This window comes from Paenibacillus tyrphae (genome assembly GCF_000722545.1).
Classification (GTDB): domain Bacteria; phylum Bacillota; class Bacilli; order Paenibacillales; family NBRC-103111; genus Paenibacillus_G; species Paenibacillus_G tyrfis.
Map to the genome: position 1 here is coordinate 383,329 of NZ_JNVM01000010.1, position 23,129 is coordinate 406,457.

The following is a 23,129-nucleotide window of genomic DNA, read 5'->3' on the forward strand; positions in this document are numbered from 1 at the left end:
ATGTGCCGGATCGCGGCGACTTGGTGTTCACCAGATATTTTGCCTTCCGAGGGGTTCTTCGGAAGGCATTTTGGCTTGATCAATACTTGGGATATGCACAGAGGGATTAAATGGACCGGAAAAGCTTTATCCGCTCTTAACCATCTCAATGAACTTCCGGTGAGCTTTAGACAACCATTTGTTTTTATGATACATAATTTGTGCGTAAAACATTAGAGTTTCACAAGCGGACTCTATAACTTTCATTTTTTTGTCGCGCAGCAGCGCTTCCACACTGATGGAAGGCATTAAGCTAATCCCTAACCCGCTTACAACACACTCCTTCATGGCCTCCATGCTGTTAAATTCCAAGTAATTACACGTATCTATACCTTTCTGAATTAAGTACTCCTCAAAAAATCGCCTTAACGCACAATTTTTCTCGCTAAAAATGATACACTCGCCATTGGATTCTTCGATAGTCTTTATGGAATGATTACTTTCTCCTACAAAGACTAACGGTTCCTCCAAGTAAATTTCGGTTATGAGCTGCGGATCGCATACCCACGGTTCTAAGGTGATCGCAATGTCTAGCTCTCCGGAGTGGAGTCTCTGTCGTAAGGCGGAACAATGATCGTTGATAAGAGAGATTGTAACCTCAGGGTAATTCTTTTTATACTTTGATAGCACGGGCCCTAGTTTGTATGCGGTTAGGGTTCCTGATGCGCCAATGCGGAGCTGGCCTTTGACCGTAGAGTCATCGGAAGAAATATGTTTTATTTTTGAATATGCGGATAGCAATTCTACTACATAATGGTACAGTTCCTGTCCAACCATGGTGAGTTTAATTTGTTTTCCTAATCGATCAAACAAGGGGACCCCGATTTCATGCTCGATTTGCTGAATATGAGAAGTAATCGTGGCCTGTGAGTACTGAAGAGCGTGAGCTGCTTTTGTGAAGCTATTCAATTCCACAACGGCTTTAAAGGATTGAAATTGACGAATGTCGATTTTTATCCCCCCCATAGATGTGTATTGTTATCAGAAATTCTAAATATAAAGATTAGTTATTTCAATTTTACTAATAAGTAATTGTATCATATGATTCTTACAAAAGGAGATGAACGATATGAAAAAAGTATGTTTACTTTTACCGAATGGCTTTGAAGCCGTGGAAGCAAGCGTGTTTACAGATGTGATCGGATGGAACAAGGATGAGGGGGATGGATCAACGCAGCTCGTTACCGTCGGAACTCGAAATGAATTAAAATGTACCTGGAATTTTACAGTCATTCCCGAAAAGGTAATTTCAGAGGTGACCGTCCAAGAATTCGATGCATTGGCGCTGCCTGGCGGTTTTGAAGAGGCCGGATTTTATGAGGATGCTTATCGCCCCGATGTCCTTGAATTTATACGTGAATTCGACAGGCAGGGGAAGATCATTGCCTCGATTTGTGTCGGGGCTTTACCGCTTGGCCAAAGTGGCATTCTGCAAGGAAGACAGGCGACGACCTACAATCTGAACAACCGCAAGCGGCAGCTGCAGTTGGAAGCGATGGGAGCCCACGTGATTCCGGACCAGCCTGTTGTAAGAGACGGGAATATCATTACTTCTTTTAACCCGTCGACCGCATTCGCTGTAGCCTTCGACCTTCTTGAATCTCTTACTTCTACGGAAAATGCCAACAACGTCAAAAGGCTCATGGGATTCCTCGTATAAACTCAGACCGCACGACACAAGAAAAGACCCCGAGCTTAGTTAAAGTTCGGGGTCGTGATATTTTTATTTAATGGAGGCTTCGTAAATATCTTGAATGGTTTTGGACAGCAGTGCGTTGAATTCCTCGTCGGATTGCCCGGCGGTGAGGTCCTGCGATAAAGCACGCGAGAAGCTCGCGATCAATCCGTGATTTTGTGCCAGCTTTTCGTTGGCTTCCGCTTGCGAATAGCCGCCTGACAAAGCGACAATTCGTACGACGTGCGGGTCCTTCATCAGATCGCTGTAGAAATTGTTTTCCGTCGGTATGGAAAGTTTAAGCATGATCTTTGCATCTTTGTCGAGGGCGGATAATTGAGCGGAAATTTCGTCCTTCAACAGTTTTTCCGATGCTGCTTTATCCGTGCTGTAAATATCCACTTCTGGCTCGATGATCGGAACGAGTCCCATCTCCACGATTTGTTTCCCGATGGCAAACTGCTGCTCAACGACTTTTTTGATTCCGGCCGGATTGGCTTCTTTAATCAGCGAGCGCATTTTTGTCCCGAAAATGTTTCGTTCCACCGCCCGTTTCAGCAGGTCGTTTAAATCAGGCATGGGTTTCATGAGCTGAACCCCGTCTTCCAGATCGGCAAGCCCTTTGTCGACTTTCAGAAAAGGCACGATCCCTTTCTTCTCCCAAAGATAATCGGCTGTCAATTGGCCGTCAATAGAGCGGTCCATCGTGTTCTCAAATAAGATCGCGCCCAAAATGTACTGGGAATCAAACGCAGGACTTTTAATAATGCGCGTTCTCATCTCATGTACTAGTGCATACATCTCTTCTTCGTTAGAGTAGCTTGATTCTTGAACGCCGTACTGGGCCAGCGCTTTAGGGGTGCTGCCGCCGCTTTGGTCCAAGGCCGCGATAAAGCCTTTTCCGGTATGGATTCTCTCTAATTGTTTTGTATTCATGAATGCTTCTCCTCCCTTATTGTGGAACTGAATAACATCTTGAATTCTTTTATTATAGCACTTTTAGTTGCAAACATACATTGATGAAGATCACCGGGATGCTGGGTAGGGGTGCAAAAGGGAAATCCGGTTAAACTGTCGAACATAATTAGGAAAATGTATCCGCCACAATGGACTTCGGAGAAACGGTGATAATGATGTCTATCCCAATTGTGTCCACCAAGCTGTATATCCCTCCTCCCCGGTCAAAAGCTGTCCTTCGTCCCCGCCTGATCGAGCGTCTGCACGAGGGGATGCACCGCAAATTAACCCTCATCTCCGCTTCGGCAGGGTGTGGTAAAACCACGCTTGTCAGCGAATGGCTCGCCGGTTGCCCGGAACGTGCCGCTTGGCTGTCACTGGAAGAGGCGGATAGCAATCCGGCGCGCTTTCTGACTTATCTCTTCGCTGCTTTGCAGACGATCGGAATCCACAGTGGAGAGGGCATGGTTGGTATGCTCCAAGCCCCGGGCCCTCTGCCGATGGAAACGATTTTGACAGCGCTGCTCAATAAAATCACCGCCATTCCGGACCGTTTCATTCTCGTTCTTGACGATTACCACATGATAGATTCCAAGCCGATTGACGATGCCCTCGGCTTTCTGCTGGAACGCATGCCGACACAGATGCATCTGCTCATCACCACCCGCGAGGACCCCAATCTGCCCTTGGCCCGTCTGCGCGTGCGGGATCAATTGACTGAAATCCGCAACGCAGACTTGCGGTTTACATCTCACGAAGCGGCTGAATTTCTAGGCGGGGTCATGGGTCTCAGCCTTTCGGAGGAAGAGGTCGCCCTGCTTGAATCCCGCACGGAAGGCTGGATTGCCGGCCTGCAATTGGCCGCGCTTTCCATGCAGGGACATAAAGACGCTGACAGCTTGATCCGATCCTTTACCGGCAGCCATCATTTTGTACTGGACTATTTGGTTGAAGAAGTGCTGCAGCAGCAATCCGCAAGCATTCAGGCTTTTTTGCTTCGCACGTCCATCCTTGACAGGTTGTGTGGCCCGCTGTGCGATGCCGTTCTCCGTGGGGGAACCGATGAGTTTCTTTCCGGACAAGAAACCTTGCAATATCTCGAACGCGCCAACCTGTTCATTGTTCCCTTGGACAATGAGAGGCGTTGGTACCGTTATCACCATCTCTTTGCGGATTTGCTGCGGCAGCGGTTGTACCAAACCACCGTCGGTTCGTCCAAGCGGGGCGCAGCGGAACTGCATCTGCGTGCCAGCGAGTGGTACGAAGACCATGGCCTGGAGCTTGAAGCTTTTCGCCATGCGACAGCCGCCCATGATGTTGAACGCGCCGTACGCCTGATCGAGGGGGAAGGGATGCCTTTGCTCTTCCGCGGTGCGGTAGCCCCTGTCCTGAATTGGCTGGATTCGATGCCGAAGGAAGAGTTGGACGCGAGGCCCGTGTTGAGCGTCATGCATGCCTCTGCCTTGCTGATGGCCGGTCAACCGGCTGGCGTTGAACAGAAGCTGCAAGCTGCGGAAAAAGGGCTTCAATGTACCGCGCAAGACGCTAAGACCCGGGATCTAATAGGGCATATCGCCGCTATACGTGCCACGCTGGCTGTCAACACGCACCAGGAAGACGCCATCATTGCTGAGTCGCGGCGCGCCTTGGAATATTTGCACCCGGACAACCTGCCTGTCCGTACGGCCACGACGTGGACGCTGGGCTATGCTTACCAGCTCCGGGGGGATCGTGCGGCGGCAAGCCAAGCCTATACCGAAGCTTTATCGATCAGCCGGACGATCGGGCATTTGATGATCACGATGATGGCTACACTCGGTCTGGGGTACATCCAGGAAGCGGACAATCAGCTGTATACCGCGGCTGAGACCTACTGGCACGCTCTGCAATTGGCCGGCGATCCGCCTCTCCCGGTTGCATGCGAAGCGCATCTGGGCTTGGCCCGTATTTTTTACGAATGGAACGATCTGGAGACCGCGATGCACCACGGGCAGCAAGCTGTCCAACTGGCGCAGCAGCTGCAGCATACGGACAGAGTCGTTGCAGTCGAGGTAGTTCTCGCCCGGCTGAAGCTTGCACGGGGAGAGGTGACCGAAGCGGCTGCTAGTTTAGCGAAGGCCGATCATATCGCCCGCCGGCAAAATTTCGTGAAGCAGACGCCTCATATCGCTGCCGCACAGGTGCTTGTTTTGCTTCAACAAGGCCATGTGGAGGCCGCGGCTCGTCTGGCGCAAAAGCACGAGCTTTCCGCTAGCCAGGCACGGGTTCATCTGGCACAAGGCGACGTGTCCGCAGCGCTGGCGCTGCTTGAGCCATTGCGAGAGCAGGCAGAAGCCAAGGGGTGGGAGGATGAGCGGCTCAAAATCACGATTCTGCAAGCCGTCGCTCTCCATAAGCACGGCGAAAAGCTCAAAGCCGTGCAGCTACTGGCGGAAGCTCTGACATTAGCCCAGCCCACCGGTTGTATTCGGACCTTCGTCGATGAAGGCATTCCGATGAGAAGGCTGCTGCGCGAAGCGGTTACTCATGAGAGGATGCCGGAGTATGCGGGTAAGCTGCTTGGTGAATTTGAAGCGGAGGGATTGAACGGCGGAAGCAAATCCGGTCCGTACCAAGTCCGGACAGCCAAGTCCCTAATCGAGCCTCTGAGCGTGCGAGAGTTGGAGATTTTGCAGCTCGTCGCCCAAGGACTCTCAAATCATGAGATTAGCGAGCAGCTTTTCCTTGCGTTAAGCACGGTGAAAGGGTATAACCGGAACATCTTCGACAAGCTGCAGGTAAAGCGGCGTACTGAAGCGGTGGCGCGTGCCCGCGAGTTGGGGCTGTTGTAAGTCGGCGCACAGCCATGGCCAAAACCATACTTAAGTAGCTATATATTCATACTGCGCTCCAGGTATACTAATTGCAAAATGTGGTCTGGAGGAACCCCATGAAAGCGATCGTATACACCAAATACGGACCGGCGGATGTTTTGGAGCTGAGAGAGGTCGAAAAACCGGCTCCCAAGGAAAATGAAGTTCTGATAAAAATTCATGCGACGACCGTAAATTCAGGGGACTGCAGAGTCCGGGGGTTGAACGGTCCTTTCTTGTATCGGATCCCTATGCGTATCATGATGGGTTTCCGAAAGCCTAGAAAACCGATACTCGGAGTCGAGCTAGCCGGAGAAATTGAAGCGGTGGGAAAAAATGTAACCCGATATAAGGTGGGCGAAAAGGTTTTTGCGTTCACGGGAATGCGTTTTGGCGCTTATGCCGAATATAGTTGCTTGTGCGAAGATGGATTGCTGGCCTTAATCCCGGGCAATGTGACCTATGAGGAAGCGGCTGCCGTTTCTTTTGGGGGAACGACGGCATTGCATTTTCTAAGAAAAGGAAATATTCAGAGCGCACGAAAAGTTCTTGTCTATGGAGCTTCGGGAGCGGTAGGAACCGCTGCGGTACAGCTTGCCAAGTATTTTGGTGCTGAGGTTACCGGGGTATGCAGTACAGCCAATTTGGAACTGGTGAAATCTCTCGGAGCCGACAAGGTCATCGATTACACGAAAGAGGATTTAGCGAAAAGAGGAGAGCTCTACGACATCGTCTTCGATGCGGTAGGGAAACGTTCGAGATCGAAGTGCAAGCAAGCGCTGGCACCGAACGGGCAATACGTCTCTGTCGTAGGGCAGGGAATAGCGAAGGTCCGTACGGAAGATTTATTGCTCCTCAAAGAGCTGATGGAGAAGGGGGCGCTAAAACCGATCATAGATCGGCGCTACTCGTTCGAACAAATGTCCGACGCTCACAGGTATGTCGAAAAAGGGCATAAGACGGGATGCGTAGCCATCACGGTGGGGCATGATCGTAAATTGTGATGAGGCGACATTCGTTATAATTGATTTTGCAATTGCGGCTAAAGCCGATTTCTTTTATAATGGCGGATGAATGGAGGCGGTAAAGATGGCAAAGTATTTTGCCGGAACAAGAAGCAGCTCATGCAAAGCCTAACATTAGGGCGATACTTTGCATGGGCCGGATGGTGATTTCGTTAACCTTGTCGCCCGAGAAGGCTTGGATCGTTTCTAATTGATGGGCTTTGCACCTATTTTTGTATTCATCAAAAATAAGGGGCTGAGAGCCATGGTCAAACCAGTACCATTCATTAGAAACCATCAATATAACTTCATTAAAAAGCAGGTCGATCTGCTGGAGCGGGCCTGCCATTCCGTTACCGATCCGAAAGTGGTGGAATCGGTAAGATATAACGCTCACTTCAATATTATGGAAGCCTTCCCGGATGCCGCCGACCTTCAAAAGCAGATGTTGGAAAGTGTTTCCGCTTTGCGTACGGAGAGAGAATTCCAGCATTATTTGCATTCGTTGGAGCCTTATTTGACGGAATTTCCGGAAGTGACGGGAAAGCAGCTTGCCAAGCTGTTCCCCAAAAACAAAAAATTGAAGCTTCCCGATTTAACCGCGATCGATTACCGCTATGTCACTTATTTTGGCTGGGTGGACATCGCGACAAATAAATTGTTCATCGTGTACCGTCTGAACGGGCAGCTCGTCGGCATGGAAGGAAGATTTATCCCGGCGAATAAAAGCGTATGCTTTTTGTGCAACCGGCATGCGGAAGTTGCGTTGTTTTCGGCAGTCACCAAATCGAAGCCGGCGAACGCTTCGCCTGATTATTACAAGGCGATCGGCAACTATTTGTGTGTGGACAGCGAGGTCTGCAACAAGCACATCACGGATGTCACCGCGCTTGAAAAGTTCGTACGAGAGGTGGTGGGAACCCATGAATCGTAATTAAGGTTCTCGTATCCATTCTCATCGTCATGTTCTTGAGCGCGATGGAAGCGACGATCGTCACCACGGCGATGAAATCCATCGTCGATGATTTGAAGGGCATGGAACTGATGAACATGACGTTCTCCGTTTACCTGCTCATCACGGCCGTCACCACGCCGATTTACGGCAAGCTCGCGGATCTGTACGGCCGCAAGCGCATTCTCATGATCGCCATCGCCGTTTTTTTGCTCGGCTCCGTCCTCTGCGGGGCGGCGGCAACGATGCTGCAGCTTGTCATTTTCCGAGCTGTGCAGGCACTAGGTGCCGGGGCGATCTTTCCGATCACGATGACCATCATCGGCGACATCTATACGCCGGAGGAACAGACCCGACTGCAGGGGATTTTCAGCAGCGTGTGGGCTCTGTCCAGCATCGTCGGACCGCTGATCGGAGGGCTGATCGTCCAATTCGCCGACTGGCGATGGATTTTCTTCCTCAACCTGCCGCTCGGTCTGGCGTCGCTGCTGCTGCTATCGTTCGCGTTCAGGGAGACGTTCCGGCCGGCGGGCAGATCCATAGATTGGATCGGAGCGGTCTCGTTTCTGGCGAGTATTTCGTCGCTGCTCATTGTGCTGCTGTTCGGGGGAGAGAGCGGCTTCCTTTCGCCGGTCAATCTGATATTCGCAGCTATGTTCGTGCTGTTTGGCATTGCTTTTGTGGCGGTCGAGCGGCGCGTATCCGAGCCTTTCATGCCGCTGGAGCTATTTCGGAACAGGGCTATCCTCATTCCGAACCTGTTCAGCTTTCTGGCGTACGCCTTTCCTATCGCGACGACGGTCTATTTCCCGCTTTGGCTGCAATCGCTCAAGCATCAATCACCGATCGTGTCGGGCTTCGCGGTCGCCATCGCGACGGTCGGATGGCCGCTCGGCGCGACAGCCGCAGGCAAGCTCATGCGACGGTTTCCGCCCAAGCGGGTCGCCGTCCTCGGAGCAGGTCTGCTCATGCTCAGTGGGGGGATGCTAGCAGTGATCACGACGGCCACACCGGTGCCGGTGTTCTTCGTCATCATGCTTTTGGCGGGTTTCGGCCTCGGTGTTAGCCGAACCGTGCTCATGATTCTGATGCAGAACGCGGTTGAAAACCGCCAGCGCGGCATCGCCATGTCGACGAGTGCACTCATGAACACGCTTGGTCAGACGGTGTTTATCGCGATTTTCGGCGTCGTGTTCAATGCATTCGCGTCCACTGGCGAAGCCGCGGATCTGGCACACGGCATTCACGTGGTCTTCATCTGCGTCTCCGCCGTTACGGTGCTGGCCTTTCTAGTCTCGCTGGGGCTTCCGGGCATTTCCAATCGGGAGCTGTTCGGTGACGAAAAGGGCGCTGCGGCACAAAAGAAGACGTAAGCAGATAAGAAAAAGGCAGCTTCAGGTGATGTCACCTCGAAGCTGCTTTTTTGCTTTTAGATGTATCGCGGGTAAAGATGCTCACCGAAAGCACCCAATGAAAAAGTAACCATTTTTCCGATTGACACTCCCAACTACGCAAATTATAATGGTCATAGCAACTATAATCATGTCGACTATGGTGGAGGCTGCCATTGGAATTAGAAAAGTATATCGGCGTTATCGTACACCGCGCGGATTTGAAGCTTAACAATTATTATCAAAAGGTCGTTAACCCTTTCGATATTACCGTGGACCAATGGGAGATATTGGTCATTCTCTGGGAGAAGGAGGGGATCACCCAAAAAGAGCTTGCGGAAAGGCTGTATAAAGATCAGACGAACATTGCCCGGATGCTGTTCAAGCTGGAAAAGAAGGGCTTCGTTTATCGTGTAACCCACGAGACGGACCGCAGATCGCTGCGGGTATATTTAACGCCGAAGGGCAGAGATATCAAGGAGGACATCCTTGCTCCGTCGATCGAAGCTTATAAGAAAACGGTCGAAGGCTTGTCCGAGGAAGAAGTCGAGACTTTTAGAAGAATACTTGCCGTTATGTACAATAACGTGAAGGATTTGTAGAGATTTGTCCGTTTTACTGCTTTGCGTTTTTTTAATCATATAATTGCTATAGCAACTATAGACAAGACTATTTTTTAGTTTCTTTAATGCAGCTTAGGTGTTAACAGCTATAATTTTTTTATAACTTATACTTGCTAAAGCAACTAATGTTCTAGCAAGTAAATAGGGGATGAGAGAATGGAAAAAGGTGAAAGCAAGGCAGCCATTTTTGACGCTCGTTATCGGGCATTGACCATCGGTATCATTTTGGCTGTAACTACCGTAGCGTTCGAGGGCTTGGCAATTACGACCATCGCGCCGGATTTGGCACAGCATTTGAACGGCATCTCGTTATACGGCTGGATCTTCAGCGCATTTCTGTTGACGCAAATATTAGGCACGATGGTTATCGGCCAGCAAATCGGCAAAATCGGCGTGCATCGCTCTTTTTCTTTGTCTATCGTTATTTTTGTAGCCGGTATTTTGGTTGCCGCCACCTCCGTGAATATGCCGATGTTAATCGCGGGGAGAGCGTTTCAAGGCTTTGGCGCAGGCGCTATTGTCACATGCGTGTACTACAGCATTACGTTAAGCTATCCCGATGCGCTCCGGACGAAAATTTTGGCCGCGTTTTCCAGCGCTTATATTTTGCCGGCGTTGATCGGTCCGTATATTGCCGGGCTGCTGGCCGAATATGTCTCGTGGAGATTCGTATTTTGGCTTGTATTGCCCTTGATCGCCTTGGCCGTATTGCTGACGCTTCCTTCCTTTCGCAAGCTTCAAACGGCTAGCGCTCCAGTTCAAAAAAGCGGACGCAAGGAAGGATACGCTGTATTGCTGACGGCAGGTACAAGTCTGCTGCTGAGCGGGCTGGGCTTTGTTTCCGATTGGAAGGGCATTGCACTTGCGCTTATCGGGTTGATCATCATGGTCCGGCCACTGCAGCAACTGCTCCCTGCGGGAACGTTTACCGTCAAAAAAGGGCTGCCGGCCACCATTGTTTCAAGGGGGCTGTATGTTGCGTGCTATGTTGCTACCGAGAGCTATGTCGTCTTGGCTCTGACGGAGGTCAAAGGCTTGCCCGCAGACCTTGCCGGGCTGATCGTCGCCGCAGGTGCATTAAGCTGGTCCACCGCAGCTTGGCTGCAATCCAAACTGGACGAAAAGGATAGCGGCCGCGGCAGAAAAAAGCGGGTTACAGCCGGTATTGGCTTAATGATCGTCGGCGTATCGCTGGTCATCACTGCTGTAGGGTTGGAGAGTGGGGGAATCGGGTTTGCCGTCATATCGCAAATTTTTACCGGCTTCGGCATTGGGTTGGCCAATCCGACGACAGGAGCCATTGCGCTGCAGCATGCCCGCTCGGGGGAGGAAGGCGAGATTTCCGCGTATCTTCAATTCGTCGACGCTTTTTGCCCGGGAGTGAGCATCGGAATCGGCGGCGCTTTAATCGCTGTAAGCGAGCATTCTAGCCAAGGTATCTTTACGGGAATCATGCTGGCCTTATTGACTCAGCTGCTCTTCATCGTCCTGAGCTTTCTCGTATCATTCCGTATTGCCAAGAGAGCGGACTAACTTTCCATGAACAGCTTCTTTGTCCTTTCGGGGCGACGTTTATAGTGGAGACAAACTAAAAGCATCTCACTTATAAATCGGAGAATATGGTGGTAATTTGCTAAAGCCTTGATTTGTAGCGATATCGTAGTACAATGGTTTTATGACTACTCAAATAATGGTTAATGATGAGCAAAGGGTCAAAATATTTAAGGCATTAGCTGATGAAACAAGACTGGATATCATTCGAACTCTGTACACCAACAAGAAGGAGATGAATTGCGGAGAAGTAATGGACATTCGCGATACTTCGAAATCGAATACTTCGTATCATTTGCGTACATTAAGGGAGGCGAAATTGATCAAGGTACGAAAAGAAGCTCAAACGAAGTATATGAGTATCGATATAGAGACTTTTCAAACTTGCTTGCCTGGATTTCTGGATACGCTGTAGAAAGAAATCTATTTTTTTGTTTATTAGTTCAATAGTTATTTAACTACGAAACTAATTACGATAGGAGAAGGTAAATAGCATGAAAAAATTAACAGCATTATTTTTCCTCATCATGTTTGTGATCGGTACCGATACATTTTTGATTTCTCCGCTCATCCCCACTCTTCAGAGCTTGTTTCATATCTCGACCGAGTATTCCGGTTGGATGGTGGGAGCCTATGCTTTAGGTTATGCCGTATTTGCATTGATTGCCGGACCGCTTTCCGATGGGTGGGATCGAAAAAAAGTGATGCTTTCCGGCATGGTTTGCTTCTCGGTTTCAACAATTTTATGTGGCTTTGCCACAGGCTTTTGGTCGATGTTTTTATTCCGTTTTTTAGCCGGAGTCAGCGCAGCATTTACAGCGCCTCAAGTCTGGGCCTCGATTCCTGCTCTGTTTCCTGCGCCAAAGATCGCCAAAGTATCGGGAATCGTAATGGCAGGTTTGGCTGCTTCCCAGGCGTTCGGCATACCTATTGGAAGCCTGCTTGCTACAACCCATTGGTCTTATCCTTTTTTTACAATCGGAGTATGTTCGTTGTTGGTGGCGATATTTATTTTTTATGCTTTGCCCGAAATGAAACCGAAGCATGACCAAAGATCCAAGATTCCAATATTTAAAAGATACGTCCCACTATTGACAAGCCGAATAGCGAGAAGATCTTTCCTGGCTCATTTCTTATTTCAATGCGGATTCTTTGCTGCCTTTTCTTTCATTGGAAAATGGATGACGGACCGCTTTCACCTTTCGATTGATCAAGTGGGGTACGTGATGTTTTTTCTTGGTCTTGGAAATATGGTCGGGAGCATTAGCGGTGCTTATGTGATCAAAAGGTTAAACCGTTTCAATACGATGGTTGTGGGTTTTCTTGTCTCTATTGCATGTTTTATTGCTTTGCCTCACCTTCCATCGGTTTCGGTTTTCGAAGGTGTATGCTTTTTAATTTTTGTTAATATGGGAATCGCATTTCCGCTGATTTTGGGACTGCTGAATTCGTTAAATCCGACAATCCGTGGCACGATCTCAAGCTTGGCCAATTCGATCATGTACGCTGCGACAACACTCGGCTCTTGGATCGCAGGCTTGATTTATGCGACTTTTAACGGTTTTTCCGCCGTAGGCATATTTGCGGCTATTTGCTTTGCCGGTTCATTGTTATCTTTTATGTTTAGCGGTATTTTGACTACTCACTCGAAAACGAAAAAGGAACATGCATCGTAAATGCACAGAAGAAATTCAAATGGATATTCTAAATCTTCCAAAATTCAACATACTAAGTATTCTTGAGAATCAGTTTGATTTTCTAATAAAAGTGGTGACGAACTCTCCACCTTCAGCTTGCCCTCATTGTGGATGCAATGCGAACCTCTATAAGCACGATAATAGGGGACAGGTTTGTATGGACTTGCCTATCCACGGAAAGTGTGTAGGGCTTCTTATAAAGCGTCAGAGGTATCGTTGTCGTGAATGTTCTCAAACCTTCTGGGAACGTTTAGACCACACCATTGACGAAAGACGGAACTGCACCAAGCGATTGTTGACTTACATTGAGAAGCAAAGTCTTAAACGAACATTCGTCAGTATTTCAGAGGACGTAGGGCTTAACGAAAAGACGATACGCAATATTTTTCGGGATTATAGTAACCGTCTGAAAGAAACGTTACGATTTGAAACCCCTAATTGGCTTGGTATAGACCAAATTCACATGATTAAACCAAGATGCATTTTGACCAACATCGAGGAACGTACTTTGTTAGACGTTCTGCCCAATCGGAGCAAGGAAAAGGTTGTAGGCTACCTCTCACGCCTTCCAAACAGAGGACGAATACAGTACGTTGCTATGAATATGTGGCAACCGTACAAGGACGCTGTAAAGACTGTATTGCCCAAGGCGACTATCATTATTGATAAGTTTCATGTTGTCCGTATGGCGAACCAAGCGTTAGAAACCATTCGCAAACAGCTTCGAGAGGGCTTAACACCGAAGGAACGTCGGGGGCTTATGCACGACCGTTTTATCCTTCCGAAACGCCACAAAGAGCTCACGGAGATGGAAAAGATAACGCTTGACCTGTGGATTGAGAATTACCCCTCTCTCGGTATTGCGTATGAATTAAAGGAGTCCTTTTTCGATATTTGGGAAAGCGATACAAGACAAAAGGCATTCCTCCAATACTACCTTTGGAAATCTAAAATACCCAAGGAACTCCAATCCGCTTTTGAGCCTCTTACAAAGGCTGTGGCAAACTGGGAAAAAGAGATATTCGCCTACTTCGACCATCGCATCACAAACGCCTATACGGAGTCTCTGAACAGCCTTGTCCGTGTCATTCACCGTTTAGGCAGGGGCTATTCATTTGAAGCCTTACGAGCCAAAATATTCTTTACAGAAGGACTTACAAAGGAGCGTAGAGAACTTTTTGGTATCGACATTTCAACCATGATTGAGAAATTGGAGAAGGGCGAATTATAAGCCCTTTTCCACTATAAAATCCGTATACTCATTTTTTATAATTTCCCGGTGATCGACCGAAACCGCCTAATTTCGTTTTTGAATTTTTTCCATCTTTTAGATATACTGAAATCCTGTAAAGGGGAGGAAACGATTGGAAGGATCGATGTAAGTGAACGACAAGGAGAATCCCATAAATGATAAATAAAGTGATCGCGAGATCAATAGGGAGCGCAATCCTCGCCCTCGTCATCGTTTCGATGATCGGATGCGGCGTTAATCCTCCATCTTCGGCGTTAAACGATAACGTTCAGCATGCGCCTTCGGGAAACAAACCGGAAGAAGTGAAACCGACCATAGCCTCTTCACCAATGGAATCGTGGGTCGGGGAGTATGAATTTTCGGAATACGCCCCTCCGGATCAAAATAGGTTTTATCGAATTTCGATATATAAAGAGGATAAAAGCTACTACGCGACAATAGATATTGATGGCTTTCAAACGATGGAAAGACTTCAAGCACAAGTGGAGGGGGACGGCAAAGGGATAAAAATCATTTTTGAAAAGTATTTACCCGATAACTTATGGGAGCCATATAGTCCCGGAGACGTCTTATTGCGACTGGAAAAAACAGATTCGGCTTTGAACACGTTTTGGGGGAAAATTCACCCCATGCTCAAGGATCATGCCGAATCCGGCAAGACTTACTTTGAGAAGGCGGCTGGCTCAAGCTGAGCTCGGTCTATTGTGCCGCATCCTCTCCGGATTGACGAATAATCCGTACGAGATTTGCAGCAGCGGCGGACAAAGGCTCGTTTTTGCGGGTACAGATGGCAATTGTATTTTGCAGCCGGACGCCCTCGACGTAAACCCGGCATAATTCGCCGCGCTGTACATACTCCCGTACGACCAACGAAGAAACGAAGTTGGCGCCATATCCGGCGATAACGGCCATGATCGCTTCATGCAATCCGTTAAACTGCAGCGTGATTCGGGGTTTGGATACGCTGTAGGTTCGGCATAAAGCCAGCAATCTTTCCCGTGTCGAGCTTCCCTCCTCACGCATGACGAAAGGCTCCTTCATCATTTCGCCCAGCGAAACTTGCTGATTCGCATATTTGTGATTCGGCGCTACCACGAACCACAGCTCATCGCGAAACAACTCTTCCGTTTGAATCGCATCCGGGTATTCCTCCGCCAGTCCTCCATAAACCGCAAGGTCCACTTCCATCTGTAAAAGCTGCTTGAGCGCATCGCTTGAATTGGTCGTTGTAATCGTCATTTCTACCTGTTCGTACTGCTGTTTAAACTTCGCGATCCAAGCGGGAATCAGAAACTGGGCCGGCAAATAGGTCGCAGCCAATCGAATATGTCCGTTCGTGCCGTCGCGGTATTCGTGACAAAATTGATCGATCTGCTGTTCTACCGCGAACAGCCTTTTTGCGAGCAGCGCTATTTTTTCTCCGGCATCCGTCAGAGCAATTCCTCTTCCACTAGGCTTCAATAGAGAAATGGAAAGCTCCTTTTCAAATTTTTTGATCTGGGCCGTAATGGCCGGTTGGCTAATATTCAACAGTTCGGAGGCGCGGGTTACATTTCCTGTGGAAGCGATCGTATGAAATAGTCGCAGGGCATGAAGATTCATGACAAGTCTCCTTAGTTCTATATATAAAATATATGAAATAGTAAAAACAATATATTATATTTATGGTTTCGAATCAATTAAAATCAATGCGGAAGTCAAAATCAAAACAAGGGAGCTGGGGTAACATGGATGCAATGGAAATGTGGAGCCGGGTCGATCAGTATATAACGGAGAAACTTATTCCTCACGACACCGTGCTGGAGCAGGTTTTGTCCGCAAACCGGCAAGCGGGCTTGCCGCCGTACGACGTATCTGCAGCCCAAGGAAAGCTGCTGCAATTATTTGTCCGGATGCAAAACGCCAAACGTATTCTTGAAATCGGAACTTTGGGAGGCTACAGCACCATTTGGATGGCGAGGGCGCTGCCGGCGGACGGGCGTCTCGTTACCCTGGAGCTCGATCCGCGGCATGCGGAGGTAGCGCAGGCGAATGTATCCCTTGCTCAGGTGGAGGGCGTCGTGGAGCTCCGGGTAGGGAACGCGCTTGAGCAGTTGGCTAGGCTGGAAGAAGAAGGAACCGCACCTTTTGATCTCATATTCATTGACGCGGATAAGCCGAATAACCCCGGATATTTGAAATGGGCGCTTCGCTTTTCCCGCCCCGGGACGATCATTATCGGGGACAATGTCATCCGCGGCGGCGAGATTATTGACGAAGCCAGCACAGACCCCCGTGTCAATGGAGTCAGGGAGTTTTATGACCTGCTGGCGCAAGAAGACCGGATATCCGCTACGGCGATTCAGACTGTTGGCAGTAAGGGATACGATGGGTTCGTCTTAGGAGTCGTTAACGGATAATTCGGCGAAAGCCATGCGCGAGGCAGAACAGCAATCCGCAAGAAGCCGCGTCCCTTTTTGTATGCTAAGATGGAGTTGTAAGGTCAGGCGAGAGGACATTCATTCCAATCGAATGCAAAAGGAGCGAATGCGTATGCAAAAAATTACCCCTTTCTTGTGGTTTGACGGCAAAGCGGAAGAAGCGATGAATTTTTATACCTCCATCTTTGCAGATTCGAAGATCGAAAGCGTTACACGCTACGGAGAAGGCGGACGAGGTCCGAAGGGAACGGTCATATCGGGAACGTTCCAGCTCAACGGGCAAACATTTATGGCCTTAAACGGCGGTCCGCAGTTCACCTTTTCCCCGGCCGTCTCGTTCTTCGTGAACTGCGAGACACAGCAGGAGATCGACGAGCTGTGGGAGAAACTCTCCGAAGGCGGGGAGAAAGGAAGATGCGGCTGGCTCACGGACAAGTACGGGCTGTCGTGGCAGATCGTTCCCAAGATTTTGGGCGAGCTGCTGCAGGACAAAGATGCCAGGAAATCGGCGAGCGTGATGCAGGCCATGCTTCAAATGGATAAACTGGACATCGAAGCTTTAAAGCGGGCTTATGAGGGATAGCTCGGGCTACGCGCCATCCCGGGCCGTACTCTCTTTTGAAGAGGGTACGGCCTTCTTTTTATCTTCACCGTTAAGCGGGCTTGACCGCAACCTTCTTCCCTCTCGTGAAACTGACCAAGGCGGCCGCCAGTCCGATCACCAGCATGAAACTCGCGGTCCAAGGGTTATACTGGAGGGTGGAAGCGGCGTTGATCATAAGTCCTCCCGTTCCAGCTCCCGCGGCCAATCCCAAATGCACGATCGATGTATTCAGGCTAAGCACAAGATTCGACGACTCCGGCGCTTGTTGAATAAAATAGCTTTGGATCGCCGGGCCGTTTGCAAACATGGAAAAGACGATGACGGCCAGCAGCGCCAACCCGATTCCAGGTATGTCGGAAACGAATGGCAGCGCGACCAGTGCGGTGATATGAACGGCAATACTGAACGTAATGACTCGGGCCGCTCCCCATCGATCGACGCCGTAGCCGCCCAGCCGGGAGCCGATGGCGCCGAAAATGCCGAAAGCCAGCATAATGAAGCTTATGTTCGAGGCTTTGACATGAAGGCTGCCTTGAAGATACGGCGTCAAATAAGTAAACAAGATCGAATTTCCCGACTCCCGGAAAAACGTGAGCAGCAGGCCGCTTACGACAACGACGCTTCCCAGCACTTTGAACTGCTGCCGGAATGAAACCGGCGCATCCCCTTCGATATCCGGGAGAAGACGCCAGATGACGATGGTAATCCCTAAGCTGAACAAGCCCAGAATCAGGAAGATGGATTGCCAATTCAGCCAATTCGTGATCGCGATCCCGATCGGAACGCCCAAGATCATGGCGCTGCTAAAGCCTAGAATGATGGTGCCGATGGCGCTGCCCAATTTCTCGCGGGGGACCAATTTGGCGGCCACGCCCATTGCTACGACAAGATAAACGCCCGCGCTTACTCCCAATATGACGCGGGAGGCCATCAGGATGACGATGTTCGAGCTACCGAACGATACCAAGCAGCCCACAATAAAAAGCGCCAGTGAGCCTAGCAATACTTGTCTGCGTCCCAAGCGGGCAGTGACGGACACGACGACCGGGGTGCCAATGGCGAAGGCAAGGGAGTAAGCGGTAATCAATTGCCCGGCAAGGGCAAGGGAAATGTTTAAGCTTTCGGCAATGACATTAAGAATGCCGGATACGACAAGCTCGGAGGTTGCCGTTACAAACACGCCAAGCGCAAGAGTATAAATAGACATGCGATGCATTTGAATCATTCCTTTCCGCTGTCCGGGACAGCAGCCGAAATCGGGTCATGGCCGGCGCATGCCGATTCGGCGGTTGGGATTGCGAGATCTCTTGGTTGTATTATAATAAGGGTACGTATTTTACGTAAGGAGGCAAAATGTTTGGATATTATCCAAATGTTTTGACTAACTAAATAAAAGTAAGTTGGTGAAGGGCATGGAGCCTGCAAAGGAAGAGGAGAAAGGGTTCTCGAGCATCTGCTCGGTGCTGCAAATTTTGGGAGCGAAATGGGCTTTCCTAGTCATTGCCGAGCTGTCCAAGGGGCCCAAACGGTTCAAGCAGCTTCATCGGGATGTGGCGGTCGTCAGGACGCAATCTTTGACGGACGTACTGCGGCATTTGGAGAACAGCGGGATTGTCCGCCGCGAAGTTTTTCCTACGGTCCCCGTAACCGTACAATATTCGTTGACGGAAAAGGGTTTGGATTTTCAGGCTGCGCTCAAGGAAATGGAGAAATGGGCCGCCAAGTGGGGGAAGTCGGAGGCCGGGAACCCGCCGGAGGAACAAAGGCAAGTCTGATAAAAAGAAAGAACCGCGGTCCCATCGCTGGGATTCGCGGTTCTTTCACGTTTGCCGGAGCGCACGGCTTTTAAGATTCCCCGAACAAGTCTCGTGCGGTCTGGATAAACAACTTTACAGCAATGGAAGCTTCTTGCAGGGAAGGAGCCGCCAGGTTAATTTCTCTGTAAGGGTGAGGCGTTAGAGCATGCATTCGAACGTTGGGAGGCAAGGTTGACAGGGCAACCGAGATGTTCGACATGATCGCCACACCGAGACCTTCTTGGATCATGTTCAACGAGGTATTCACGTTATGGACGATATATTTGACCTGGAGACGGGCCCCGGCTTCCCGGAATCGCTCAAAGATCGGGATTTCATAGCCTCCGTTGCAGATGATCATCGCCTCGTCGCTCAATTCTTGTAAATGAATGGTCGAACGGTCTGCCAGAGGATGGTCGTCCCGGATGAACAGAAACATCTCTTCTTTCAGCAAGGGAGTAATTTCAAATTCATCGTGCGGGGGAATGAGAAAAGCGACGTCGATCATTCTGGAGGCCAGCCGTTCTCTGAGGTCATCGATGGTGCCTTCGTACAGATCGAATTGAATGCGGGGATATTTTTCCCCGATGACTCTGAAAATTTTGGGCAGAAAATAAGCGGAAGCCGAGGGGAAAGAGCCGATCCGAATCGTCCCGACTTCGAAGCCTTTTTCGGCCATCACTTCTTGCTCCACCTTCTCGAAGCCCTGCAAAATATCCCGGAACACAATCAAGAGGCGTTCGCCGATGTCCGTCAAAATAATCCCGTTCCGGCGGTCGCGGATCAGGAGAGTCACGCCGAGCTCAGCTTCCAGCGTGGAGACGGCGCGGCTAACGGCAGGCTGTGTCATATTCAGTTCATGACCGGCTTTGGTAAAGCTCCCGGTTTCGGCGATTTTGACGAACAGTTGAATTTGGGAATGGGTCATAACACTTATGGTATGCTCCTTATAATAAACATTCATTTTATTTATTTCGATAGTTATTGTATCATGAGTAAACATTGACAACAAGGAGTGTTCATCGTGTTGCAGCTCTCACGCTCGCGGGCGGCTTTGTATCTCACTTTTCTCGTTATCGTCTGGGGAATCAACTGGCCGCTGTCCAAATATACGCTTTCCTTTTCGCCGCCTTTGTTATTTGCAGGCTTGAGGACGTGCATCGGGGGATTGATTCTCATCTGCGTCGCCTTGCCCGGCTACAAGAAGCTCAATTGGAAGCAGACGTGGCCCGTTTATGTGATTTCGTCCGTACTGAACATCATTCTTTTTTACGGCCTTCAAACGATAGGACTGAACTATTTGCCGGCCGGTCTCTTCTCGGCTATCGTTTTCTTACAGCCCGTATTGCTCGGGATTTTATCTTGGCTGTGGCTGGGAGAAGAGATGTTCGGCTTGAAATGGATCGGGCTTGTGCTCGGATTCCTTGGCGTATTCGAGATCAGCGCAAGCAGTCTGGCCGGACATCTGTCCGTTACCGGGATCGTGCTCGCTCTCGGCTGTGCAGTGAGCTGGGCTTTGGGTACCATGTATACGAAGAAAATGTCGGCGCGGGTCGATATGGTCTGGGCCGTGGCGCTTCAATTGATGATCGGCGGCATTTTGCTGCTGGGTTCGGGTTCTGTCCTGGAAAAATGGACGGATATCGTCTGGAACGTTCCGTTCGTATCGAGTCTGCTGTTTATTTCGGTTTTCGTTATTGCGCTAGGCTGGCTCGCTTACTTCAAGCTTGTCGGCTCCGGCGAAGCCGGTAAGGTCGGAGCGTTTACGTTTCTGATCCCGCTGATTGCGATTACTTGCAGCGTCCTGTTTCTGGGCGAGCGGATATCGGTCAATTTGGTGGCGGGACTCGTGCTCATCGTCGGCAGCATTCTGCTGGTCAATGCAAGATCGATACGCTTGGTGAAAAAGCCGACAGGATTACAGAGGTAAACGGATCGGAACAGCGCCAATTGGCGAAAAAAAAGATAACCCCCGACGTGAGCTTGCGTTTGGCCGGCGGGCTTGATGCGGGCGCGATAAAAGTCGGGGTTGTTTTTTGTTTTAAAGTGTGCTAAATTAAGCACATTAAAAGCAGTGGCCGGAGGAGGCTGTTCAGGGCAACATGGCACAAATCAAGCGGTTCGGCTTCGGGCTGCAAGCTTTAATCGTACTCGCCTTATCTTCGGAGCAGCGTTCCAGTGCCGAAATGGCGGAAGAGATCCGCTGCGAGCCGACAGCGCTTCGCAAAATTTTAGCTCAACTGGCGGAAGCCGGCATTGTGGAAGTGAAGCAGGGCAGAGCAGGGGGCTATCAGTTGACCCGAAAGCCCGGAGAGATTACGCTGTCCGAGATCTATAACGCTTTGCACGAAGAAGAGCCCTTATGGAACCAGATGCTGGATACGACAGGAAATCATTTGTTTGGAAAAAAGGTCAACGAATCGTTTCAGAAACTCATGACCGACATTATTGTGCAGGTAGACCATGTGCTGGGCACCTATACGATTGCCGACCTGCTCGAATGATCTCTTTTTTTTACTCTAATATGTGCATAAAAATGCACATATTATTCAAAATAACGATAGAAAGATAGGGAGGGAGAGTAATGGATAAACGAAAAACCCCGATCCGCTTCACCGGGATCGCCTACTCTCTGATTGCGGCTGTCATCGGCGGCATCGCGTTCAAGCTGCTGCATCTGCCGATCCCCTGGCTGCTGGGTCCGATGTTCGCCGTTTTGATCGGATCGAATGTGTTCAAGGGACGTTTCGCATGGCCCGGGCAGTTCAGAAACGCAGGCATGATCGTCGTCGGGTACACGATCGGGCTGGCCATGACGGCGGCGGCGCTGAAGGAAATGTCGTATCAGCTGCCGTCAATGCTGCTCATGACGCTGCTGCTGCTTCTTTGGTGCGCGGGCATCGCCTATCCCGTCTCCAGGCTGGCGGAGATCGATTACAAATCCTCGCTGCTGGGAAGCATACCCGGAGGGCTGACGCAGGTTCTTGTGTTGGCGGAGGAAACCGACGGGGTCGATCTCACAGTCGTCACCGTCACGCAGGTGATCCGGCTGATCCTGATCATCACGTGCGTGCCCTTGCTGGTAACGAGTCCGCTCTTCGGGCAAGCGCACGAAGGTTCGGGGTCCGGCGCTCCGTTGTCCGCCGTTTCGGCGGGTTGGGACAGCGGGATGATTCTGAACCTGCTCGTTTATGCGCTGGTCAGCGTGGGATGCGCCATTTTGGGGAACAAGATCAAATTCCCGACCGCGTTTTTGCTGGGTCCGGCTATCGGAACGGCGGTTCTTCAATGGACCGGCTTTCAGGGACCGCCGCTTCCGTCCTTTGTCCTTAACGCGGCGCAGCTCTTGATTGGCGTTCACGTAGGGCTGATGCTGAAGCCGGGCCGGTTGACGCATAAGGTGCGGACGATCTCGCTGGCGGTTGGCAGCGGACTGCTGCTGATGCTGGGGGCCTTGGGCTTGAGCGTGCTGCTGACCAAGCTCCAGTCCGTCTCCGCCGCCACCGGGCTGTTAAGTCTCGCTCCCGGGGGGATGGATCAAATGGGCATTATCGCCCATGAGATTCATGCGGATTTGTCAATGGTGGCCGGCTATCAGTTGTTTCGTACCTTTTTTATCTTTTTCGCGGTACCGCCTTTGTTGAAGGCGATGTTCCGATATAATCGCAAAGAAACCAAACGGAGGGAAACTCAATGATGCCATTACAAGTGAATTTTCAAAAAACAGCTTTGGTCCTTATCGATTTGCAGAAGGGAATCGTGGCAACCTCGAACGGACAAGACGTGGTCGAGAAGGCTGTCCCGCTTGTCCGGTTGTTCCGTGAGAAAGGCGGGTTTATCGCCTTCGTCAATGTCGATTTCCACGACGGGCAGGACAGATTAATGCCGGCAACGGATCAGCCGGTTCAGGCCGTTCAGCCTCCTCAAGGCTGGGCCGAGTTCGTCCCGGAGCTGGGCGTTCGCCCGGACGATTACGTGGTCACGAAACGGCAGTGGGGCGCATTTTTCGGTACGGATCTGGATCTTCAGCTTCGCCGGAGAGGGATCGATACGATCGTCTTGTGCGGAATCGCCACCAATATCGGGGTGGAAAGCACGGCGAGGGAAGCATTTCAGTTCGGCTATCACCAAATCTTCATCACGGATGCCATGAAGACCTTCAGCAAGGAGGAGCACGAAGCTTCCTGCAACTACATTTTCCCGCGAATCGGCAAGGTCAGAAGCGCCGAGCAATTTCTGGCGGAAGCAGGCGGTGCAGAATAGGTTTGACAAGTCGATCGGATTACCCTATAATAACCAATAATTCAATATTCAAA

General features: G+C 50.1%; 23 protein-coding genes and 1 other annotated feature (1 of these 24 running past the window's edge). Of the genes, 18 read left to right on the top strand and 5 right to left on the bottom strand.

Annotated features, from left to right (window positions below):
• Positions 1–126: 126 nt before the first annotated feature.
• A complete protein-coding gene (locus tag ET33_RS14130) occupies positions 127–1,005 on the bottom strand; it encodes a LysR family transcriptional regulator (RefSeq protein ID WP_235206712.1) in 879 nt (292 codons plus the stop codon).
• A gap of 103 nt (positions 1,006–1,108) precedes the next feature.
• Here ET33_RS14130 and ET33_RS14135 point away from each other — a divergent pair, with 103 nt between their 5' ends.
• On the top strand, positions 1,109–1,699 hold the full coding sequence (locus tag ET33_RS14135) for a DJ-1/PfpI family protein (RefSeq protein ID WP_036682207.1): 591 nt from the start codon (positions 1,109–1,111) through the stop codon (positions 1,697–1,699).
• A gap of 63 nt (positions 1,700–1,762) precedes the next feature.
• Here the strand turns inward: ET33_RS14135 and ET33_RS14140 are convergent, their stop codons facing one another.
• Positions 1,763–2,650 carry a fructose bisphosphate aldolase gene (locus ET33_RS14140; RefSeq protein WP_036682208.1) on the bottom strand — a complete coding sequence of 296 codons (888 nt, stop codon included), beginning with the start codon at positions 2,648–2,650 and terminating at the stop codon, positions 1,763–1,765.
• Between the two features lie 197 nt (positions 2,651–2,847).
• Between ET33_RS14140 and ET33_RS14145 the strand changes: the two genes are divergently transcribed.
• From ET33_RS14145 to ET33_RS14190, 10 genes are all read left to right on the top strand, one after another.
• On the top strand, positions 2,848–5,502 hold the full coding sequence (locus tag ET33_RS14145) for a LuxR C-terminal-related transcriptional regulator (protein WP_036682610.1): 2,655 nt from the start codon (positions 2,848–2,850) through the stop codon (positions 5,500–5,502).
• Between the two features lie 98 nt (positions 5,503–5,600).
• Entirely contained in the window at positions 5,601–6,527 is a 927-nt protein-coding gene (locus ET33_RS14150) for an NAD(P)-dependent alcohol dehydrogenase (RefSeq protein ID WP_036682210.1), read from the top strand.
• 265 nt (positions 6,528–6,792) lie between these two features.
• Positions 6,793–7,461, top strand: coding sequence for a FusB/FusC family EF-G-binding protein (locus ET33_RS14155; protein ID WP_036682612.1), 669 nt, complete (start codon positions 6,793–6,795; stop codon positions 7,459–7,461).
• A gap of 29 nt (positions 7,462–7,490) precedes the next feature.
• The gene (locus tag ET33_RS14160; protein ID WP_051775329.1) at positions 7,491–8,852 is read left to right on the top strand and encodes an MDR family MFS transporter; all 1,362 of its coding nucleotides are present in this window, start codon (positions 7,491–7,493) and stop codon (positions 8,850–8,852) included.
• A gap of 194 nt (positions 8,853–9,046) precedes the next feature.
• Complete coding sequence (locus ET33_RS14165; RefSeq protein ID WP_036682214.1) at positions 9,047–9,472, top strand: MarR family winged helix-turn-helix transcriptional regulator; 426 nt, start codon at positions 9,047–9,049, stop codon at positions 9,470–9,472.
• A gap of 177 nt (positions 9,473–9,649) precedes the next feature.
• Positions 9,650–11,026: an MFS transporter gene (locus tag ET33_RS14170; RefSeq protein ID WP_036682216.1), complete on the top strand. Its 1,377-nt coding sequence runs from the start codon at positions 9,650–9,652 to the stop codon at positions 11,024–11,026.
• A 142-nt stretch (positions 11,027–11,168) separates the two neighbouring features.
• Positions 11,169–11,459, top strand: coding sequence for an ArsR/SmtB family transcription factor (locus ET33_RS14175; RefSeq protein WP_036682219.1), 291 nt, complete (start codon positions 11,169–11,171; stop codon positions 11,457–11,459).
• A gap of 79 nt (positions 11,460–11,538) precedes the next feature.
• Entirely contained in the window at positions 11,539–12,720 is a 1,182-nt protein-coding gene (locus ET33_RS14180) for an MFS transporter (protein ID WP_036682222.1), read from the top strand.
• Between the two features lie 19 nt (positions 12,721–12,739).
• Positions 12,740–13,972, top strand: a complete 1,233-nt coding sequence (locus tag ET33_RS14185; RefSeq protein ID WP_081890322.1) for an ISL3 family transposase — start codon at positions 12,740–12,742, stop codon at positions 13,970–13,972.
• Positions 13,973–14,148: 176 nt separating this feature from the next.
• On the top strand, positions 14,149–14,685 hold the full coding sequence (locus tag ET33_RS14190) for a DUF5991 domain-containing protein (RefSeq protein WP_036682227.1): 537 nt from the start codon (positions 14,149–14,151) through the stop codon (positions 14,683–14,685).
• Positions 14,686–14,692: 7 nt separating this feature from the next.
• Here the strand turns inward: ET33_RS14190 and ET33_RS14195 are convergent, their stop codons facing one another.
• A complete protein-coding gene (locus tag ET33_RS14195; protein WP_036682229.1) occupies positions 14,693–15,595 on the bottom strand; it encodes a LysR family transcriptional regulator in 903 nt (300 codons plus the stop codon).
• 125 nt (positions 15,596–15,720) lie between these two features.
• On the opposite strand from ET33_RS14195, the gene ET33_RS14200 reads away from it, so the two are divergent.
• Both ET33_RS14200 and ET33_RS14205 read left to right on the top strand, forming a co-directional pair.
• A complete protein-coding gene (locus ET33_RS14200) occupies positions 15,721–16,392 on the top strand; it encodes an O-methyltransferase (protein WP_036682232.1) in 672 nt (223 codons plus the stop codon).
• Positions 16,393–16,525: 133 nt separating this feature from the next.
• Entirely contained in the window at positions 16,526–16,996 is a 471-nt protein-coding gene (locus tag ET33_RS14205; RefSeq protein WP_036682234.1) for a VOC family protein, read from the top strand.
• A 70-nt stretch (positions 16,997–17,066) separates the two neighbouring features.
• Here the strand turns inward: ET33_RS14205 and ET33_RS14210 are convergent, their stop codons facing one another.
• Positions 17,067–18,233 (bottom strand): MFS transporter, encoded by a 1,167-nt coding sequence (locus tag ET33_RS14210; RefSeq protein WP_036682237.1) that lies wholly within the window; start codon positions 18,231–18,233, stop codon positions 17,067–17,069.
• A gap of 196 nt (positions 18,234–18,429) precedes the next feature.
• Here ET33_RS14210 and ET33_RS14215 point away from each other — a divergent pair, with 196 nt between their 5' ends.
• Positions 18,430–18,792, top strand: coding sequence for a winged helix-turn-helix transcriptional regulator (locus ET33_RS14215; RefSeq protein WP_036682239.1), 363 nt, complete (start codon positions 18,430–18,432; stop codon positions 18,790–18,792).
• Between the two features lie 70 nt (positions 18,793–18,862).
• On the opposite strand, the gene ET33_RS14220 is transcribed toward ET33_RS14215, so the two are convergent.
• A complete protein-coding gene (locus ET33_RS14220) occupies positions 18,863–19,741 on the bottom strand; it encodes a LysR family transcriptional regulator (protein ID WP_036682241.1) in 879 nt (292 codons plus the stop codon).
• A gap of 96 nt (positions 19,742–19,837) precedes the next feature.
• Between ET33_RS14220 and ET33_RS14225 the strand changes: the two genes are divergently transcribed.
• The 4 genes from ET33_RS14225 (at position 19,838) to ET33_RS14240 (ending at position 23,076) form a co-directional block, all read left to right on the top strand.
• Positions 19,838–20,743, top strand: coding sequence for a DMT family transporter (locus tag ET33_RS14225; protein WP_036682243.1), 906 nt, complete (start codon positions 19,838–19,840; stop codon positions 20,741–20,743).
• A gap of 172 nt (positions 20,744–20,915) precedes the next feature.
• Positions 20,916–21,317, top strand: coding sequence for an Rrf2 family transcriptional regulator (locus ET33_RS14230; RefSeq protein WP_036682245.1), 402 nt, complete (start codon positions 20,916–20,918; stop codon positions 21,315–21,317).
• Positions 21,318–21,397: 80 nt separating this feature from the next.
• Positions 21,398–22,510 carry an AbrB family transcriptional regulator gene (locus tag ET33_RS14235; RefSeq protein ID WP_036682247.1) on the top strand — a complete coding sequence of 371 codons (1,113 nt, stop codon included), beginning with the start codon at positions 21,398–21,400 and terminating at the stop codon, positions 22,508–22,510.
• Positions 22,507–23,076 (top strand): isochorismatase family protein, encoded by a 570-nt coding sequence (locus tag ET33_RS14240; RefSeq protein WP_036682249.1) that lies wholly within the window; start codon positions 22,507–22,509, stop codon positions 23,074–23,076. Before ET33_RS14235 ends, ET33_RS14240 begins: the two co-directional genes overlap by 4 nt.
• A 48-nt stretch (positions 23,077–23,124) precedes the next feature.
• Positions 23,125–23,129, top strand: a binding site (T-box leader) (it continues 225 nt past the right edge of the window).

What these genes read in the sequence shown, in the direction of transcription:
- ET33_RS14130 (WP_235206712.1), bottom strand. Translation starts at nt 1,005, where the DNA reads ATGGGGGGGATAAAAATCGACATTCGTCAATTTCAATCCTTTAAAGCC.
- ET33_RS14135 (WP_036682207.1), top strand. Translation starts at nt 1,109, where the DNA reads ATGAAAAAAGTATGTTTACTTTTACCGAATGGCTTTGAAGCCGTGGAA.
- ET33_RS14140 (WP_036682208.1), bottom strand. Translation starts at nt 2,650, where the DNA reads ATGAATACAAAACAATTAGAGAGAATCCATACCGGAAAAGGCTTTATC.
- ET33_RS14145 (WP_036682610.1), top strand. Translation starts at nt 2,848, where the DNA reads ATGTCTATCCCAATTGTGTCCACCAAGCTGTATATCCCTCCTCCCCGG.
- ET33_RS14150 (WP_036682210.1), top strand. Translation starts at nt 5,601, where the DNA reads ATGAAAGCGATCGTATACACCAAATACGGACCGGCGGATGTTTTGGAG.
- ET33_RS14155 (WP_036682612.1), top strand. Translation starts at nt 6,793, where the DNA reads ATGGTCAAACCAGTACCATTCATTAGAAACCATCAATATAACTTCATT.
- ET33_RS14160 (WP_051775329.1), top strand. Translation starts at nt 7,491, where the DNA reads ATGTTCTTGAGCGCGATGGAAGCGACGATCGTCACCACGGCGATGAAA.
- ET33_RS14170 (WP_036682216.1), top strand. Translation starts at nt 9,650, where the DNA reads ATGGAAAAAGGTGAAAGCAAGGCAGCCATTTTTGACGCTCGTTATCGG.
- ET33_RS14175 (WP_036682219.1), top strand. Translation starts at nt 11,169, where the DNA reads ATGACTACTCAAATAATGGTTAATGATGAGCAAAGGGTCAAAATATTT.
- ET33_RS14180 (WP_036682222.1), top strand. Translation starts at nt 11,539, where the DNA reads ATGAAAAAATTAACAGCATTATTTTTCCTCATCATGTTTGTGATCGGT.
- ET33_RS14185 (WP_081890322.1), top strand. Translation starts at nt 12,740, where the DNA reads ATGGATATTCTAAATCTTCCAAAATTCAACATACTAAGTATTCTTGAG.
- ET33_RS14190 (WP_036682227.1), top strand. Translation starts at nt 14,149, where the DNA reads ATGATAAATAAAGTGATCGCGAGATCAATAGGGAGCGCAATCCTCGCC.
- ET33_RS14195 (WP_036682229.1), bottom strand. Translation starts at nt 15,595, where the DNA reads ATGAATCTTCATGCCCTGCGACTATTTCATACGATCGCTTCCACAGGA.
- ET33_RS14200 (WP_036682232.1), top strand. Translation starts at nt 15,721, where the DNA reads ATGGATGCAATGGAAATGTGGAGCCGGGTCGATCAGTATATAACGGAG.
- ET33_RS14205 (WP_036682234.1), top strand. Translation starts at nt 16,526, where the DNA reads ATGCAAAAAATTACCCCTTTCTTGTGGTTTGACGGCAAAGCGGAAGAA.
- ET33_RS14210 (WP_036682237.1), bottom strand. Translation starts at nt 18,233, where the DNA reads ATGCATCGCATGTCTATTTATACTCTTGCGCTTGGCGTGTTTGTAACG.
- ET33_RS14215 (WP_036682239.1), top strand. Translation starts at nt 18,430, where the DNA reads ATGGAGCCTGCAAAGGAAGAGGAGAAAGGGTTCTCGAGCATCTGCTCG.
- ET33_RS14220 (WP_036682241.1), bottom strand. Translation starts at nt 19,741, where the DNA reads ATGACCCATTCCCAAATTCAACTGTTCGTCAAAATCGCCGAAACCGGG.
- ET33_RS14230 (WP_036682245.1), top strand. Translation starts at nt 20,916, where the DNA reads ATGGCACAAATCAAGCGGTTCGGCTTCGGGCTGCAAGCTTTAATCGTA.
- ET33_RS14235 (WP_036682247.1), top strand. Translation starts at nt 21,398, where the DNA reads ATGGATAAACGAAAAACCCCGATCCGCTTCACCGGGATCGCCTACTCT.
- ET33_RS14240 (WP_036682249.1), top strand. Translation starts at nt 22,507, where the DNA reads ATGATGCCATTACAAGTGAATTTTCAAAAAACAGCTTTGGTCCTTATC.